Genomic DNA, 14930 nt, shown 5'->3' with positions numbered 1-14930 from the left:
CCGGTGGGACACGAGCCGGTCGGGTGCGGGGGTTTCGACATCTGACCGGCTTCGCCGGTGGAACGCTCAACCTGGGTTCACGCTCGCTCGCTGGCGCTCGCTCGGTTCACCCGTCCAGCTTGTAGCCCAGGCCACGCACCGTCGTCAGCGTGACCGGGTTGGCCGGATCCTGCTCGATCTTGGCGCGCAGCCGCTTCACGTGGACGTCGAGTGTCTTGGTGTCGCCGACGTAGTCGGCGCCCCAGACCCGGTCGATCAGCTGGCCGCGGGTCAGCACGCGGCCGGGGTTGCGCAGGAAGAACTCGAGCAGCTCGAACTCCTTCAGCGGCAGGCGCACCTCGTCGCCGTCGACGCTCACGAGGTGGCGGTCGACGTCCATGCGGATGCGACCCACCTCGATCGAGGCGGTGTCGTCGATCTCGTCGACCGTGCCGCGGCGAAGAACCGCGCGGATGCGGGCCACGAGCTCGCGCGGCGAGTAGGGCTTGGTCACGTAGTCGTCGGCGCCGAGCTCCAGGCCCACGACCTTGTCGACCTCGGTGTCCTTGGCGCTGACCATGATGATCGGCACCGACGACGTCTGTCGGATCTGCCGGCACACCTCCGTGCCCGACAGCCCGGGCAGCATCAGGTCCAGCAGCACGATGTCGGCGCCGTTGCGGTCGAACTCCAGCAGGGCGTCGGGCCCGGTCTCGGCCACGGCGACGTCGAATCCCTCCTTGCGGAGCACGTAGGAGAGGGCCTCGCTGTAGCTGGTCTCGTCCTCGACCACCAGAACTTTGGTCACTTACTTCTCCTCATCGACTTCGGGATCGAACGCCGGGAGCACCAACGTGAACGTGGAACCGAGTCCCGGTTCGCTCCAGACCTCCACGGAGCCGCCGTTGCTGGCGGCCACGTGCTTGACGATGGACAGGCCGAGGCCCGTCCCTCCGGTCGACCGCGCACGCGCGGGGTCGACCCGGTAGAACCGCTCGAAGATCCGCTCGAGCTCGGAGGCGGGGATGCCCACGCCGTTGTCGGACACCGTGATCTTGACGTCGTCGTCGACCCGCTTGGCGGTGACGGCGACGCGGGACTCCTCGGGGGAGTAGGTCACGGCGTTCTCGACCAGGTTGCTGACCGCGGCGTGCAGCTGCGCCCGGTCGCCGAGCACGAACAGGTCACCGTCGACGGTGGATCGCAGGTCGATGCGCTTGGCCTCGGCCTCGGTCAGGGAGTGCTCGCAGGCCTCCGCGACGAGCTCGCCGACCTTCATCGTGACGGCGTCCTCGCTCAGCGTGTCGGCCTGCAGGCGCGACAGGTCGATGATCTGCTGCACGAGGCGGGTGAGCCGGTCGGCCTCGTCGGACATGCGCGACGAGAAGTGGGTGACGGCGTCCGGATCGTCGGTGGCCTCGGAGACCGCCTCGGCCAGCAGCTTGATGGCGCCGATCGGCGTCTTGAGCTCGTGGCTGACGTTGGCCACGAAGTCGCGCCTGATCATGTCGAGTCGTTGGGCGGCCGTGCGGTCCTCGGCGAGCACGAGCACCAGGCGGGACGTCAGCGGTGCGATGCGGACGTGGACCTGCAGCGGCGCCGCCCGGCGGATCGGCACCTCGACGTCGGCCTCGCGGATCTGGCCGTCCCGGCGCACCTGGCGGACGAGCTCGACGAGCTCGGCAGGGTGCAGGTGACCCTCGCGGACGATGCCCAGCGCGACGGCGGGGGCCGACGCCTGACTGACCTCGTCGTCGACGTCGACGATGACCGCCGAGGACGACAGCACGCGCAGGACCGCGTCGGCGCCGATCGGCACGAGGGGTGCCGGGGCGACCTCGGGCTCCTCGCGGCGCCGTTCGTCGACCCTCCAGATGAAGGTGATGAAAGCACCGAGCACGAGCCCGGCGGCACCGGACAGCACCCAGGCGACTTCTGTGTCCACATCCGCGATCGTACGGTGCCGTTCACCTCGAGATCGCTTTCCGACCCCTGACATCGCGGGCCTTTCCGCGCCCGTTCACGTCTCGTTCACCGGGGGTCGCTCGTCGTTCACCGCCTCGGACTAGCCTCAGGGTCATGCGTGATCTCTACTACGAGCAGCTCGACGCGATCGTCGACGACATGGTGACCCTCACGGGTTCCGTGCGTCGCGCCGTCGCCGCTGCCACCGCCGCCCTCCTCAACGCCGACGCGCCGCTCGCCGAGCAGGTCATCGACGGCGACAAGGTCATCGACGAGACCATCGAGGGCATCGAGGAGCGTGCACTCCTGCTCCTCGCCACCCAGCAGCCGGTCGCCACCGATCTGCGCCAGCTCGTCGCGACCTTGCGCATGCTGACCGACCTCGAGCGGATGGGCGACCTGTCCGTCCACGTCGCGAAGGTCGCCCGCCTGCGCATGCCCGAGGTCGCGGTCCCGACCAGCCTGCAGCCCACGATCATGGCGATGGCCTCGGTGGCCGACCAGATGATCCATGCGGCCTCGCGCATCGTCGCGAACCGCGACCTCGTCGCCGCCGAGAAGCTCGAGGACACCGACGACGAGATGGACAAGCTCCGCAAGGAGCTGTTCCGCGTCCTGCTCGGTGACACCTGGGACCACGGTGTGGAGCCGGCGATCGACCTGGCGCTGCTGGGTCGCTACTACGAGCGCATCGGGGACCACGCGGTCTCGATGGCGCGCCGCGTCGTCTACCTGGTCACCGGTGAGGTGCCCACCCACGAGTGAGTCCTCCTCCCACCGAACGACGAAGGGCCCCCACCGCACGGTGGGGGCCCTTCGTCGTTCTCGCGAGGCGTCGGTCAGTGCGCCCGGCGAGGGTTCGTCAGTGGGCGCCCTCGTTCTCGGCGTTCTTCTTGGTGGCCTCGGCGCCCGGAGCCTTCAGGTTGCCGCCCGGGTCGGCGCCCGGGGGCAGGGCGACGTCGGCGTACACCGAGGTGCGCGTGACCGAGGGGATCGCGATCTCGACGTCCTCGGCACCGCTGAAGGTCAGGGTCAAGGTGAAGTAGAGGCCGATGTCCTCGATGCCGCTGGTCGTGTAGACCTTGCTGGGCGACTGGCGAGCCGCCTCCTCGGTCTGGCCGAGCGCGCGGGCCTGGTTCGGGGCGATCTGGAGGTCTTCGGAGTCGGTGCTCACGAGCTCGAGCTCGTTGCCATCGCCATCGACGAGCGTGGCCGAGGTGAGTCGCTGGTCGCTGTCGGTCTTGTTGATGAGCGTCGCCGACAAGGTGGCAGCGCCGTTGGTGCTGACGACGAGCAGCGCGTTCAGGACCTGGACGTCGGCGGCGCGGTCGTCGGCCCCCACGGCGGCCTGGTACTGCTGGTTCGTCTGCGCGTCGAAGCTGGTGCCGCAGGCGCCGGTCGACAGCACGGCGGCCACGAGGGCGGTGGCGGCAAGAGTTCGGCGGTGGCGGGGCAGACGCACGACGAGGGCCTTTCGCGGGGGGCGGGCAACGAGGCCGATCCTATCCAATTCCGGTGTGCCGCCGCGCACCGACCATCGTTCGCCGCCCAGGGAATGAAAAACGGCCAAGAAGCACCTGAGTTCCGCGTGGTAAACTGGGCTCTCTAGGAAAGGTGCTTTCTCTATGACTTTTACGGTCGGCGAAACGGTTGTCTACCCGAACCACGGGGCGGCAGTGATCGAAGACATCGAGACCAGGAAGATCAAGGGAGAGGACCGCGACTACCTCGTGCTGCGCATCATCGCGCAGAACGACCTCGTCGTCCGTGTCCCCGCCTGCAACCTCGACCTCGTGGGTGTGCGTGACGTCGTCGACGCCGAGGGCCTCGAGAAGGTCTTCAGCGTGCTGCGTGCCGAGCACGTCGAGGAGCCGACCAACTGGTCGCGCCGCTACAAGGCCAACCTCGAGAAGCTGCACTCCGGAGACGTCATGAAGGTCTCCGAGGTCGTGCGCGACCTGTGGCGCCGTGGCAACGACCGCGGTCTGTCCGCGGGCGAGAAGCGCATGCTCGCCAAGGCTCGTCAGATCCTGGTGTCCGAGCTCGCGCTCGCCGAGAACACCAACGAGGACAAGGCTGAGGCCCGCCTCGACGAGGTCCTCGCCAGCTGATCTGCTCCACCTCGTACGAACGGCCGCACCCTCGGGTGCGGCCGTTCGTCGTGGGCGGACGTGGGTCAGGAGACCAGCAGGAGGGCCGTCGCGATCGCGGCGACGCCCTCGCCGCGGCCCGTGAGCCCGAGGCCATCGGTCGTCGTGCCGGAGACGCTGACCGGCGCACCGATGGCACGCCCGAGCGCGGACTGGGCCTCGTCCCGGCGGGTGCCGACCCGGGGCTCGTTGCCGATGACCTGCACCGCGACGTTCGCGATCTCGAACCCGGCGGCCCGGACCCGCGTGGCGGTCTCCTGCAGGAACTCCACGCCCGAAGCGCCGGAGCGCCGGGGGTCGTCGACCCCGAAGACCGAGCCGATGTCGCCCAGTGCGGCGGCGCTCAGCAGGGCGTCGACCATGGCGTGGGCCGCGCAGTCGCCGTCGGAGTGGCCGTCGAGCCCGCGGTCGGCGTCCGGCCAGTGCAGCCCGGCGACCCAGAGGGGCCGACCGTCCACGAGCCGGTGCACGTCGGTGCCGATGCCGGTTCTCATGCTCCGATCATGCCGCACGGTGCTGTGGCGTCGGGTGGAACCGGTGAGGGTCCGAGGCCGATAGGCTGGTGCGGTGACCTTGCGGCTGCATGACTCTGCGACCCGGGAGATCTCCGACTTCGTGCCGGTGGTCCCCGGGCACGTGAGCATCTACCACTGCGGCCTGACGGTGCAGGGTCCGCCGCACCTGGGCCACATCCGCAAGGAGGTCGTCTTCGACGTCCTGCGGCGCTGGCTGGAGCGCGCCGGGTACGCGGTCACGATCATCGCCAACGTCACCGACGTCGACGACAAGATCATCGCGAAGGGCGCCGAGCAGGGCCGACCCTGGTACGCCGTCGCCTACGAGAATGAACGGGCGCTGCACGCGGCCTACGAGGTGCTGGGGTGCACGCCGCCCACCTACGAGCCGCGCGCCACAGGTCACGTGCCCGAGATGATCGAGATGATGCAGACGCTGATCGGGCGGGGCCACGCCTACGCGGCCGACGACGGCTCGGGCGACGTCTACTTCGACGTCCGCTCCTGGCCGGCCTACGGCGAGCTGAGCAACCAGAAGGTCGACGACATGCAGGCCGCCGAGGACGCGCCCCCGGAGGGCAAGCGTGATCCGCGGGACTTCGCGCTCTGGAAGGGCAGCAAGGCCGGCGAGCCCGAGACCGCCAGCTGGCCCACGCCCTGGGGGCGCGGCCGTCCCGGCTGGCACCTGGAGTGCTCGGCCATGGCCGCGAAGTACCTCGGCCACGAGTTCGACATCCACGGCGGCGGGCTCGACCTGCGATTCCCCCACCACGAGAACGAGCTGGCCCAGTCCTCGGCGGCGGGCCAGGCCTTCGCACGCCGGTGGATGCACAACGCGATGCTGAACCTCGGTGGCGCGAAGATGTCCAAGAGCGTCGGCAACACGCTCTCGGTCAGCGAGGTCGTCAAGCGCTTCCCCGCCATCGCGGTGCGGTACTACCTGCTCTCGGCGCACTACCGCTCGGTCATCGAGTACTCCGAGGAGGCGCTCGGCGAGACCGCCGTGGCGTTCGAGCGGATTGCCGGTTTCGTGACCCGTGCGGCCGAGCTGGTGGGCCCGGGGGAGCCGGGCAGCGTGCCCGAGGACTTCGCGACGGCGATGGACGATGACCTGGCGGTCCCGGCGGCCCTGGCCGTCCTGAACGGTGTGGTCACCCGGGGCAATGGCCAGCTCTCCACCGGCGGATCGGAGCTCGCCGCCACGCTCGCGCAGGTGCGGGCGATGCTCGACGTGCTCGGGGTCGACCCTCTCTCGCCGGTCTGGGCCGCGCGCGACGACGCCTCGGGCGCCGACGCCGCGCTCGACAGCCTGATCGGCGACCTGTTGGACCAGCGCGCGACCGCGCGTGCTGACAAGGACTTCGCGGCAGCCGACCGGGTGCGCGATCAGCTCACGGCCGCCGGGATCGAGATCGAGGACACGCCACACGGCCCTCGGTGGACGGTGAAGGGACAGTAATGCCAGGGAACAGCCAGCGCCGAGGCGCCATCAAGAAGTCCGGCAAGGGCAACCCCACCGCCGGGTCGGGTGGGCGTCGTCGTCAGGGCCTCGAGGGCAAGGGGCCGACGCCCCGGGCCGAGGAGCGCCCCAACCACAAGGCCTACAAGATGGCGCGCGCCACCGACAAGCGCCAAGCGGCCAAGCCGAAGCGCAAGGGCAGCGACGGCGGCCCCGAGTGGGTCGCGGGCCGCAACTCGGTCGTCGAGCTGCTCCGCGCCAAGGTGCCGGTGGCCGGTCTCTACATCGCCGAGGGCATCGAGCGCGACGAGCGGCTGCGCGAGATCTTCCGGCTGTCGTCGGAGTACCACGTGCCGATGCTCGAGATCACGCGCAACGAGCTCGACCGGCTCACGACCGGTGCCGTGCACCAGGGCATCGCCGCCAAGCTCAACGCCTACGAGTACGCGCACCCCGACGACCTGCTCGACCTGGCCGCGGAGCGTGGTGAGGACCCGCTGGTGGTCGTGCTCGACGGCGTCACCGATCCGCGCAACCTCGGTGCCGTGGTCCGCTCGGCCTCCGGCTTCGGCGCCCACGGCGTCGTGATCCCCGAGCGTCGCTCGGCTCAGATGACCGCGTCCGCCTGGAAGACCTCGGCCGGTGCCGCCGCCCGTGTGCGGGTGGCGCGCGCGACCAACCTCACGCGCCAGATCAAGGCGTACCAGGAGGCTGGCGTCATGGTCATCGGGCTGGCGGCCGACGGCGACGTCTCGCTGCCCGACCTCGAGCTCGCCGACGGTCCTCTGGTGGTCGTGATCGGCAGCGAGGGCAAGGGCATCTCGCGTCTGGTGGCGGAGAACTGCGACCAGCTCGTCAGCATCCCGATGGCCTCGGACCTGGAGTCCCTCAACGCCGGCGTCGCCGCCGGCATCGCGCTCTACGCGATCTCGCAGCACCGCTGACGCGTCCTCGCCGCGCGGGCTGGGCCCGTCGCGGTGAGGATGGTGGCATGACCTGGTTCGAGTCACGCAGGACGTCCGAGGCGGTCGTCACGGCCGACCGTAGTGCGGTGTGGGAGGCGCTGGTCGACCCCGATGCCATCGCGGCGATGACCCCGCTCGTGGAGCGGATCGAGGCCGATGGCGACCATTGGTCGTGGCAGCTCCAGAACGTGCCCGGCCTGGGGGTGAGCCTGGCGCCGGCCTTCACGGTGCGGCTGGAGGTCGACGAGCCGCATCGGATCGAGTTCGTCCACGACCCGCCGGAGGGCCAGCGGGAGCGTGCCGGCGTCGACGGCGTGTACGTCCTCACGGAGGTCCCCGAGGGCACGCACCTGAAGATCGACCTCGGCGTGCGGGTCGACCTGCCGCTGCCGCGCCTGGCTCGACCGGCCGTCACGACGACGATGCAGGGCGTGCTCGCGTCGATGGGCAAGGGGTTCTCGGCGGCCCTGTTGAAACGCCTGGGGGCGGAGCAGCTCGACGCCTGAGTGATCGCCGAGAATGAGTTTGACAATCGTTCTCAAGAACTGGTGAAGTGTCGCCCATGATCACTTCCTCATCCCGTCACCCCCTTCGCCGCCGGCACGCCGCCGTGCTCGGCGCGATCGCCCTGTCCCTGGCCGCCTGCGGCAGCGACACCGACGCCTCGGACGAGTCCGCCTCGGTCCCCGAGCCCGTCGAGGTCGACCAGGCCACGCCGCGCCTCGTGGTGGCCTACGCCGACCACGTGGAGGTCTTCGACGCCGCCACCATCGAGTCCGAGGGAACCATCGCGACCGACTCGGCACCGTACGTGCAGACCGCGGCCGACGGCCGACACGTCTTCACGCTGGCCCACCAGGACGAGCAGATCGGCCTGGTCGACGCCGGCACCTGGGTCGAGGCCCACGGCGACCACGGCCACTTCTTCACGACCGACCCGACCGAGACCGACCTGACCCTCGACCACCTCTCGTACCACGCGGTCAGCGACGACGAGCGCAGCGTGATCTGGTACGACGACGAGGGATCCTTCGGTGTCCTCGACCACGACGAGCTCGAGGGCGGCACGGTCGAGCCCCAGCTGTTCGAGATCGGCGAGCCGCACCACGGCGTCGCGGTCCCGACCGCCGACGGCGGATTCCTGGCCTCGGTCGCGGTCGACGGCGAGGCCACCGGCGTGGCCGTGCTCGACGCCACGGGCACCGAGACGGACCGCTTCGAGACCTGCCCGGGCCTGCACGGTGAGACGCACGTCGGCGAGACCGGCTACGCCTTCGGCTGCGACACGGGTGTCCTGCTCGTCGACGGCGGTCAGGCGCGCAACATCGCCTCGCCGGTGGACGGCGCAGGCACGGGCACGTTGGCCTCCGACCACGACAGCCCGGTCGTGGCCGGCACGCTCTCGGCCGAGGACCAGCCCGAGCTCGACACCAAGCTCGCCCTGTACGACACCGCCGCGAGCAGCACCAGCGTCGTCGAGCTGGGTGCGCCGTTCAGCAACATCGTCGTGAGCGAGGGGCGCGCGATCGTGATCGGCACCGACGGTGCCCTGCGGGTCGTCGATCTCGCGAGCGGCACGGTCACGACCGTCCCGGCGATCGCCGCGTGGGACAAGACCGAGGACTGGAAGGAAGACCGGCCGTACCTGGCCGTCGCGGGTGACACGCTGTGGATCACCGACCCGTTCGCCGGTGCGATCCACACGCTCGACCTGACCACGAACGCGCTCGACACCGCCGAGGTCGACGGCAAGCCCGGTCGCCTGGTCGTGGTGGGCACCTCGTCGTCCGAGGGCCACTCGCACTGACCGGCACCCCTGGACCAGGTGCTCGGTCAGCCCCCGAGCACCTGGTCCAGGTACGAGTTCGTGAAGCGACGCCTCGGGTCGAGCTCGTCGCGAACGGCGAGAAAGTCCTCGAACCTCGAGTAACGACCCTGGAGGTAGCTGGTACCAAGGGTATGCATCTTGCCCCAGTGGGGACGGCCCTCGTGGGCCGTGAAGATCTCCTGGGCCGCGGCGAAGTACCGCGTCGGGTCGGTGCGGTGGTACTGGTGCACCGCGACGTAGGCGTTGTCGCGCCCGTGACCGGTCGACATCCAGACGTCGTCGGCGGCCGTGAAACGGACCTCGATCGGGAACGAGACAAGCTCGTGCCGGGCCGCGAACCAGGTCTGCAGCTCCTCGATGACCGACACCAGCGCGTCCCGGGGCACGGCGAACTCCGACTCGCGGAACCGCACTCGGCGCGGTGAGACGAACACGTCGTAGGAGTCCGACGTGTAGGTGCGGGCGCCCAGCATCGATCCCGACATCGCGTTGATGCGCGGGACGAGCCCGGGCCGGCGCGCGGCGACGCGCTGCACCCGCTCGTAGAGGGTGTTGGACAGCAGCTCGTCGTCCCACCAGTGACGCAGCCGCCCGAGCGGAGCGGGCGGCGTGCCCTCCGGCACCCGGGAGTTGCGCTTGAGCAGCGCCTTCTCGGTGTGCGGGAACCAGTAGAACTCGGCGTGGTCGTCGTCGGCCAGCTCGTCGAGACGCCCGACGAGGTCGGGCAGCGTCGCCGGCTCCTCCCGGGCCTGCAGCAGGAAGGCCGGCACGCACTGCAGCGTGACCTCGGTGACGATGCCGAGTGCGCCGAGGCTCACCGGCACGGCCTTCGCCCACGGGTGGTCCGCGCCGACCTCGAGGACCTCGCCGTCGCCGGTGACCAGCTGGAGGCCGGCCACCGCTGCGGCGATGCCGCGCAGCCGGCCGCCAGTGCCGTGGGTGCCGGTGGAGATCGCTCCGGCGACCGACTGCGGGTCGACGTCGCCGAGGTTGGGCAGCGCCAGCCCGAGCGCCTTCAGTCGAGGGTTCAGCTCGTGCAAGGAGATGCCGGCCTGGACCCGGACCAGGCCCGTCGTGGCGTCGTGGTCGAGCACGCGGTTCATGCGCTCGAGGCTCAGCGCGATGCCGTCGGTCGCCGCGATCGCGGTGAAGGAGTGGCCGGCCCCGTGGGCCTTGACCCGGAGGCCGTCGCGTGCCGCCCGGGCGACGACCGCCTGCACGTCCGCGGTGGAGGCGGGACGCTCGATCGAGACCGGGGACGTGCGGACGTTGCCCGCCCAGTTGGTCCAGGTGGTCGTGGATCCAGATCTCATCCGAAGTTCTTCCCCTCGCCGCGGTAGGTCGGGTGTGACTCGACTGCGCCCGCGGCGTCGACGAGGTGGGCGGCGTCGAACCGCTCGCACATCTCGCCGGCCTTGGCGTGCCGGAACAGCACACGGTCTCCGGGCCGGAGGGTGCGCGCGGCCTTGCCGGTGACGGGTGTCTGCACCTCGCCGGTGCCTTCGGTGCCGATCAGGGACAGGCCCGCGGGGAAGACCGGGGTGGGCACACGCGCGTCGCCGGCCGGCCCGGAGGCGATGTAGCCGCCGCTGAAGCACGTGGCGATCCCGCGTGCCGGGCGGCGGACGACGTCGAGGGCGAAGAAGGCGGCAGGGCGGGCCTCGAACGCGTCGTAGCCGTCGAACAGGGTCGGACAGAACAGCCCGGAGCCGGCCGTGAGCTCGGTGATCGCGGGATCTTGGCCGGTGACCTCGAGGCTGCCCGTGCCCCCGGCGTTGACCAGATCGAGGTCCGCCACGGCGCGCACGGTCTCGACGACGGCGGACCGACGCTCGGCGAGCTCGGCGGCCGAGCGCTTCTTGACGAGGCGGACCGCGGGCGAGGTGTCCTGGAGGCCGGCGATCTGGGCGTCGTAGAACATCACGCCGACGAGCTCGAAGCCGGGGCGACGGGCGATCGCCTCGGCGACCCGGCGCGCCTGCTTGGCGGTGTGCACGGGGGAGCGGCGCACGCCGAGGTGGATCGGACCGATCCGCAGCGAGGCGTCGACGTCGAGACACACGCGGATCGGCGGGTGCTGCACCCCGAGGACACCGTCGATCGCGTCGAGGGAGTCCAGGGAGTCGACCATGAGCGTGATCGCAGCTCGCCGGTGCTGCTCGGCGGCGAGGTCACGCAGCGCCGGCCCGTTCACGCTGGGATAGGCCAGCAGGATGTCGTCGTGGCCGAGGTCGGCGAGCCACACGCTCTCGGCGAGGGAGTAGGTCATGAGCCCACGAAACGCGTCGTGCGCCAGGGCCCGGTCGATGACCGAGCGCACACGCACTGACTTGGTGGCGACGCGGACCGGCACACCGGCGGCCCGCCGGGCGAGGTCGGCCAGGTTCGCCTCGAGCGCGACCCCGTCGAGGACCGCCAGCGGCGCCGGGAGGTCGCGCGTCGCGTGCAGGAGGTGGGCCAGGTCGGTCACGGCCTCAGTATGCCCACGGACGGGGCAGTCGCGGCAGCTTCATGGACTAGCCTTGCAGCGTGGCTCCGGCCGCGCGCCCCTGTAGCTCAGTTGGTAGAGCGCTTCTCTTGTAAAGAAGATGTCGCGGGTTCGACTCCTGTCGGGGGCTCCAGCAGCGAGCTTCTCTTGTCAAGAAGATGTCGCGGGTTCGACTCCTGTCGGGGGCTCCAGCAGGGAGCTTCTCTTGTCAAGAAGATGTCGCGGGTTCGACTCCTGTCGGGGGCTCCACACCCACCACCGGTGGCTGAGGTGCGAGGGCGCTCTGGCGCCCGAGCCTCGAAGCCCTGGACGGCCGCGTCGGGCCGAACGTGAGAACTCGGTGAACTTCTGTCGGGTGGGACCCAGGCGCCGTGCGGCTGTCGGTGGCCGCACCTATCGTGGAGGTCGACCGAGACGAGGAGTCGAGGATGACGGAACTGCGGTGGGACCCCGCCGAGCTCGAGGCGCGCTTCGCCCAGGTGCGAGCCCACACCGAGCTGTTGGCCGACCCCCTCTCCCCGGAGGACCAGACGGTCCAGACGATGCCCGACGTCTCGCCCACCAAGTGGCACCGTGCGCACGTCACCTGGTTCTTCGAGACCTTCCTGCTGGCCGAGGTCGAGCAGGATTTCGCCCCGTTCCAGGACCAGTACTGGTTCCTGTTCAACAGCTACTACGAGGCCGTCGGGCCGCGCTACACCCGCGCCGAGCGCGGCGCCATCACCCGGCCCGGTGCGCACGACGTCGGCCAGTACCGGCAGAACGTCGACGCCCGTGTCCGCGAGCTCATCAGCACCGTCGACGGCGGCACGCTCGACAAGCTCGGATCCACGATCGAGCTGGGCTTCCACCACGAGCAGCAGCACCAAGAGCTGCTGCTGATGGACATCAAGCACGTGCTCTCGGTCAACCCGCTCCGCCCGGTCTACGGGGGAACGCCTACGCCGCGGTCCGAGCCCGACGCGATGGGCTGGGTCGACGTCGAGGGTGGCCTGGTCGAGGTCGGCCACGAGGGTGGTGGATTCAGCTTCGACAACGAGCTTCCACGCCACCGGGCCTGGCTCGAGCCCTATCGCGTCGCCGACCGCCTCGTCACCAACGGCGAGTGGATGGAGTTCATGGCCGACGGCGGCTACCAGCGGCACGAGCTCTGGCTCTCCGACGGCTGGGCCAAGGTCAAGACCGAGCAGTGGCAGTCGCCCTTCTACTGGCGCCACGACGACGGCGTGTGGTCCGAGCACACCCTGCACGGCACCCACCCGGTCGATCCCGGTCTTCCCGTCACGCACGTCAGCCACTACGAGGCCGACGCCTACGCCACGTGGCGCGGCATGCGCCTGCCCACCGAGCCCGAGTGGGAGCACGCCGTCGTGTCCGACGGCGCGCAGCCTGCGCCGGCGCAGGGCACGGCCCCCACGCTGCACGCCACGTCGGCCGGTCCCGCCACGGGCCATCTGCGGCAGGCGCACGGCGACGCCTGGCAGTGGACGGCCTCGGCCTACCTGCCGTACCCCGGCTTCTCGGCCCCCGATGGTGCGATCGGCGAGTACAACGGCAAGTTCATGTCGGGCCAGATGGTCCTGCGCGGCGGGTCGGCCATCACGCCGCCCGGGCACGCCCGGCACACCTACCGCAACTTCTTCCCCGCGGGCGCCCGGTGGCCCATGACGGGTGTCCGGCTGGCCGATGGAGGAGTCCCCCGATGAGCGAACGACCCGATCCCGCAGTGCGAGTGGTGCTCGACCCGGACCGAGCGTCGAGCAGTCTCGTCGCCGACGTGCGCCGTGGCCTGGGCTCGGCGCCGCGCACCCTGCCGCCGAAGTGGCTGTACGACGACCACGGCTCCGTCCTCTTCGACCAGATCACGCGCCTGCCCGAGTACTACCCCACCGAGGCCGAGCGGAGCCTGCTCAGCGAGCATGCGGCCGACATCGCGAGCATCACGGGCGCCCCGACGGTCGTCGAGCTCGGCAGCGGCACCAGCGACAAGACCCGCACCCTCCTCGACGCGTTCGACGCTGGCGGATCGTTGCGCCGCTTTGTGCCGGTCGACGTCAGCGAGGCCACGCTGCGCGAGGCCGCGGTCATGCTGTCGCAGCGCTACCCCGAGCTGTCGGTCGAGCCTCTCGCCGGCGACTTCACCCTGCACCTGGGGCACCTGCCCACGGGCGATCGCAAGCTCGTGGCCTTCCTCGGCGGCACGATCGGCAACTTCTACGTCGAGGAGCGGGCCGCGTTCCTCGGAGCCCTCGCCGACTCGCTCGAACCGGGCGACTGGCTGCTGCTCGGCACCGACGTGGTCAAGGAGGCCGACCGCCTCGTCGCGGCGTACCACGACTCCGCCGGCGTCACGGAGCAGTTCATCCTGAACAGCCTCACGGTCCTCAACCGCGAGCTTGGCGCCGACTTCGACCTGGAGGCCTTCAGCTACGTGCCGTTCTGGGACCCGGCGATGGAGCGCATCGACATGCGGCTGCGAGCCGAGTCGCCGCAGCTGGTCACGCTCCCCGGCGCCGACCTGGTGGTCGAGCTCGCGGCCGGTGAGGAGATCCGCGTCGAGATCTCCACCAAGTTCCGACCCGAGAAGCTGCGTCGTGAGCTCGCCGAGGGTGGCTTCGCCGTCGAGCACCTCTGGACCGACGGCGACTTCGCCCTCACCCTGGCCCGCCGCGAGGGCTGAATCTCGCCCGGAGCAGGGCGTGGCGCTGCATCACGGCGATGTCAGCGAGTAGGTGCGCTCGGTCGTCCCGGACCTGAAGCGCGCGGAGACGCTCGGGTCGTCGGCGACTGAGTCCGTCACGTCGAACTCGTGGGACGTCGGACCCAGGTCTGCCGTGCACGCGTCGTTGTCGGAATCCTCGAAGACGACCGTGACGCTCTGGCGATCCGACTCGGTCTCGACGGCCACCGGAGGGCAGCTGGAGCTGCCCCACGTCGTGATCGCGAAGGCTGCGCCGTCCTCGAGCCAGGTCAGCATCGGCTCGGGGGACAGGACGGGACCCTCCACCTCGACACCGGGAGGCAGGCCCCGGTAGGTGTCGCGGGCGACGCTGCCCTCGCTGCACCCGCCCAGCAGGGCGACGAGCAGCACGGCGGTCCCGGCTCCGATCCTGCGCATGGCGTCAGGCTAGGCGAGTCTCGTCCACGTCGCGGGTCAGGCGGGTCGTCATCGTGTAGTCCTTCGCGGGGCCGGACACGACCCAGACGACGGTCCACGCGTCGGGTGCGGTGACGTCGATCCGCCCCTCGTAGGTGTCGGCGCCGCACGGGTGCACGACCGACTGGCCCACCGACCAGGGATGGAAGTCGCGGCCGTCGTCGAACGTGACCCACCAGCCGTCCGGGCGCTGCTCCACGAAGAGGTGCCGGAAGACCGGCGTCTCGCCGTCCTCCCACGTCATGGTGCCGGTCTCGCTCCACGAGACCCGACCGTCGTCCTCCACGGCGAGCTCGCTCGTGCCGGTGACGTGACGGGCCGGTCCGAGGCGGTCGGCGACGTCACGATCGAAGCGCCAGCGGCCCGCGAGGTCACGGGGGTCGGTGGCAGTCACCCGGCGAGCCTGCTCGTCGTGACGCGCTGA

16 protein-coding genes and 1 tRNA gene are annotated in these 14930 nt (G+C 70.6%); 9 read left to right on the top strand and 8 right to left on the bottom strand.

What is annotated here, in order from left to right:
• Positions 1-106 precede the first annotated feature (106 nt).
• Together V6S66_RS13850 and V6S66_RS13845 are read right to left on the bottom strand one after the other, a co-directional pair.
• The gene (locus V6S66_RS13850) at positions 107-787 is read right to left on the bottom strand and encodes a response regulator transcription factor (RefSeq protein WP_334207382.1); all 681 of its coding nucleotides are present in this window, start codon (positions 785-787) and stop codon (positions 107-109) included.
• Positions 788-1924 (bottom strand): sensor histidine kinase, encoded by a 1137-nt coding sequence (locus tag V6S66_RS13845; protein ID WP_334207381.1) that lies wholly within the window; start codon positions 1922-1924, stop codon positions 788-790.
• A 134-nt stretch (positions 1925-2058) separates the two neighbouring features.
• On the opposite strand from V6S66_RS13845, the gene phoU reads away from it, so the two are divergent.
• Positions 2059-2709 carry a phosphate signaling complex protein PhoU gene (phoU, locus tag V6S66_RS13840; RefSeq protein WP_334207380.1) on the top strand — a complete coding sequence of 217 codons (651 nt, stop codon included), beginning with the start codon at positions 2059-2061 and terminating at the stop codon, positions 2707-2709.
• Positions 2710-2806: 97 nt separating this feature from the next.
• On the opposite strand, the gene V6S66_RS13835 is transcribed toward phoU, so the two are convergent.
• A complete protein-coding gene (locus tag V6S66_RS13835) occupies positions 2807-3406 on the bottom strand; it encodes a hypothetical protein (protein ID WP_334207379.1) in 600 nt (199 codons plus the stop codon).
• A 163-nt stretch (positions 3407-3569) separates the two neighbouring features.
• On the opposite strand from V6S66_RS13835, the gene V6S66_RS13830 reads away from it, so the two are divergent.
• Complete coding sequence (locus tag V6S66_RS13830; RefSeq protein ID WP_334207378.1) at positions 3570-4055, top strand: CarD family transcriptional regulator; 486 nt, start codon at positions 3570-3572, stop codon at positions 4053-4055.
• Positions 4056-4120: 65 nt separating this feature from the next.
• Here the strand turns inward: V6S66_RS13830 and ispF are convergent, their stop codons facing one another.
• Positions 4121-4588 (bottom strand): 2-C-methyl-D-erythritol 2,4-cyclodiphosphate synthase, encoded by a 468-nt coding sequence (gene ispF, locus V6S66_RS13825; protein WP_334207377.1) that lies wholly within the window; start codon positions 4586-4588, stop codon positions 4121-4123.
• Positions 4589-4661: 73 nt separating this feature from the next.
• Between ispF and cysS the strand changes: the two genes are divergently transcribed.
• Genes cysS through V6S66_RS13805 form a run of 4 tightly spaced genes read left to right on the top strand, consistent with a single transcriptional unit; the run spans position 4662 to position 8840 of the window.
• A complete protein-coding gene (gene cysS, locus V6S66_RS13820; RefSeq protein WP_334207376.1) occupies positions 4662-6068 on the top strand; it encodes a cysteine--tRNA ligase in 1407 nt (468 codons plus the stop codon).
• Positions 6068-7012, top strand: coding sequence for a 23S rRNA (guanosine(2251)-2'-O)-methyltransferase RlmB (gene rlmB / locus V6S66_RS13815; RefSeq protein WP_334207375.1), 945 nt, complete (start codon positions 6068-6070; stop codon positions 7010-7012). Before cysS ends, rlmB begins: the two co-directional genes overlap by 1 nt.
• 47 nt (positions 7013-7059) lie before the next feature.
• Entirely contained in the window at positions 7060-7539 is a 480-nt protein-coding gene (locus tag V6S66_RS13810) for an SRPBCC domain-containing protein (protein ID WP_334207374.1), read from the top strand.
• A gap of 56 nt (positions 7540-7595) precedes the next feature.
• The gene (locus tag V6S66_RS13805; RefSeq protein ID WP_334207373.1) at positions 7596-8840 is read left to right on the top strand and encodes a hypothetical protein; all 1245 of its coding nucleotides are present in this window, start codon (positions 7596-7598) and stop codon (positions 8838-8840) included.
• A gap of 26 nt (positions 8841-8866) precedes the next feature.
• Here V6S66_RS13805 and V6S66_RS13800 read toward each other — a convergent pair whose 3' ends face one another.
• On the bottom strand, positions 8867-10174 hold the full coding sequence (locus tag V6S66_RS13800) for a D-arabinono-1,4-lactone oxidase (RefSeq protein WP_334207372.1): 1308 nt from the start codon (positions 10172-10174) through the stop codon (positions 8867-8869).
• On the bottom strand, positions 10171-11331 hold the full coding sequence (locus V6S66_RS13795) for an amino acid deaminase/aldolase (RefSeq protein WP_334207371.1): 1161 nt from the start codon (positions 11329-11331) through the stop codon (positions 10171-10173). Before V6S66_RS13795 ends, V6S66_RS13800 begins: the two co-directional genes overlap by 4 nt.
• 75 nt (positions 11332-11406) lie before the next feature.
• Between V6S66_RS13795 and V6S66_RS13790 the strand changes: the two genes are divergently transcribed.
• The 3 genes from V6S66_RS13790 (at position 11407) to egtD (ending at position 14029) form a co-directional block, all read left to right on the top strand.
• Positions 11407-11482: transfer RNA gene (locus V6S66_RS13790), tRNA-Thr, on the top strand.
• A 295-nt stretch (positions 11483-11777) separates the two neighbouring features.
• Positions 11778-13055 (top strand): ergothioneine biosynthesis protein EgtB, encoded by a 1278-nt coding sequence (egtB, locus tag V6S66_RS13785; protein WP_334207370.1) that lies wholly within the window; start codon positions 11778-11780, stop codon positions 13053-13055.
• Positions 13052-14029: an L-histidine N(alpha)-methyltransferase gene (gene egtD, locus V6S66_RS13780; protein ID WP_334207369.1), complete on the top strand. Its 978-nt coding sequence runs from the start codon at positions 13052-13054 to the stop codon at positions 14027-14029. The genes egtB and egtD overlap by 4 nt, the downstream gene beginning before the upstream one ends.
• A gap of 30 nt (positions 14030-14059) precedes the next feature.
• Here the strand turns inward: egtD and V6S66_RS13775 are convergent, their stop codons facing one another.
• On the bottom strand, positions 14060-14467 hold the full coding sequence (locus V6S66_RS13775; protein WP_334207368.1) for a hypothetical protein: 408 nt from the start codon (positions 14465-14467) through the stop codon (positions 14060-14062).
• A gap of 4 nt (positions 14468-14471) precedes the next feature.
• Positions 14472-14900, bottom strand: a complete 429-nt coding sequence (locus tag V6S66_RS13770; protein WP_334207367.1) for a DUF6314 family protein — start codon at positions 14898-14900, stop codon at positions 14472-14474.
• Positions 14901-14930 lie beyond the last annotated feature (30 nt).

The organism is Aeromicrobium sp. Sec7.5, assembly GCF_036867135.1.
Taxonomy (GTDB): domain Bacteria; phylum Actinomycetota; class Actinomycetes; order Propionibacteriales; family Nocardioidaceae; genus Aeromicrobium.
This window is presented reverse-complemented; position numbering and strand designations above follow the sequence as displayed.

What these genes read in the sequence shown, in the direction of transcription:
- phoU (WP_334207380.1), top strand. Translation starts at nt 2,059, where the DNA reads ATGCGTGATCTCTACTACGAGCAGCTCGACGCGATCGTCGACGACATG.
- V6S66_RS13830 (WP_334207378.1), top strand. Translation starts at nt 3,570, where the DNA reads ATGACTTTTACGGTCGGCGAAACGGTTGTCTACCCGAACCACGGGGCG.
- ispF (WP_334207377.1), bottom strand. Translation starts at nt 4,588, where the DNA reads ATGAGAACCGGCATCGGCACCGACGTGCACCGGCTCGTGGACGGTCGG.
- rlmB (WP_334207375.1), top strand. Translation starts at nt 6,068, where the DNA reads ATGCCAGGGAACAGCCAGCGCCGAGGCGCCATCAAGAAGTCCGGCAAG.
- V6S66_RS13810 (WP_334207374.1), top strand. Translation starts at nt 7,060, where the DNA reads ATGACCTGGTTCGAGTCACGCAGGACGTCCGAGGCGGTCGTCACGGCC.
- V6S66_RS13805 (WP_334207373.1), top strand. Translation starts at nt 7,596, where the DNA reads ATGATCACTTCCTCATCCCGTCACCCCCTTCGCCGCCGGCACGCCGCC.
- V6S66_RS13800 (WP_334207372.1), bottom strand. Translation starts at nt 10,174, where the DNA reads ATGAGATCTGGATCCACGACCACCTGGACCAACTGGGCGGGCAACGTC.
- egtB (WP_334207370.1), top strand. Translation starts at nt 11,778, where the DNA reads ATGACGGAACTGCGGTGGGACCCCGCCGAGCTCGAGGCGCGCTTCGCC.
- egtD (WP_334207369.1), top strand. Translation starts at nt 13,052, where the DNA reads ATGAGCGAACGACCCGATCCCGCAGTGCGAGTGGTGCTCGACCCGGAC.
- V6S66_RS13775 (WP_334207368.1), bottom strand. Translation starts at nt 14,467, where the DNA reads ATGCGCAGGATCGGAGCCGGGACCGCCGTGCTGCTCGTCGCCCTGCTG.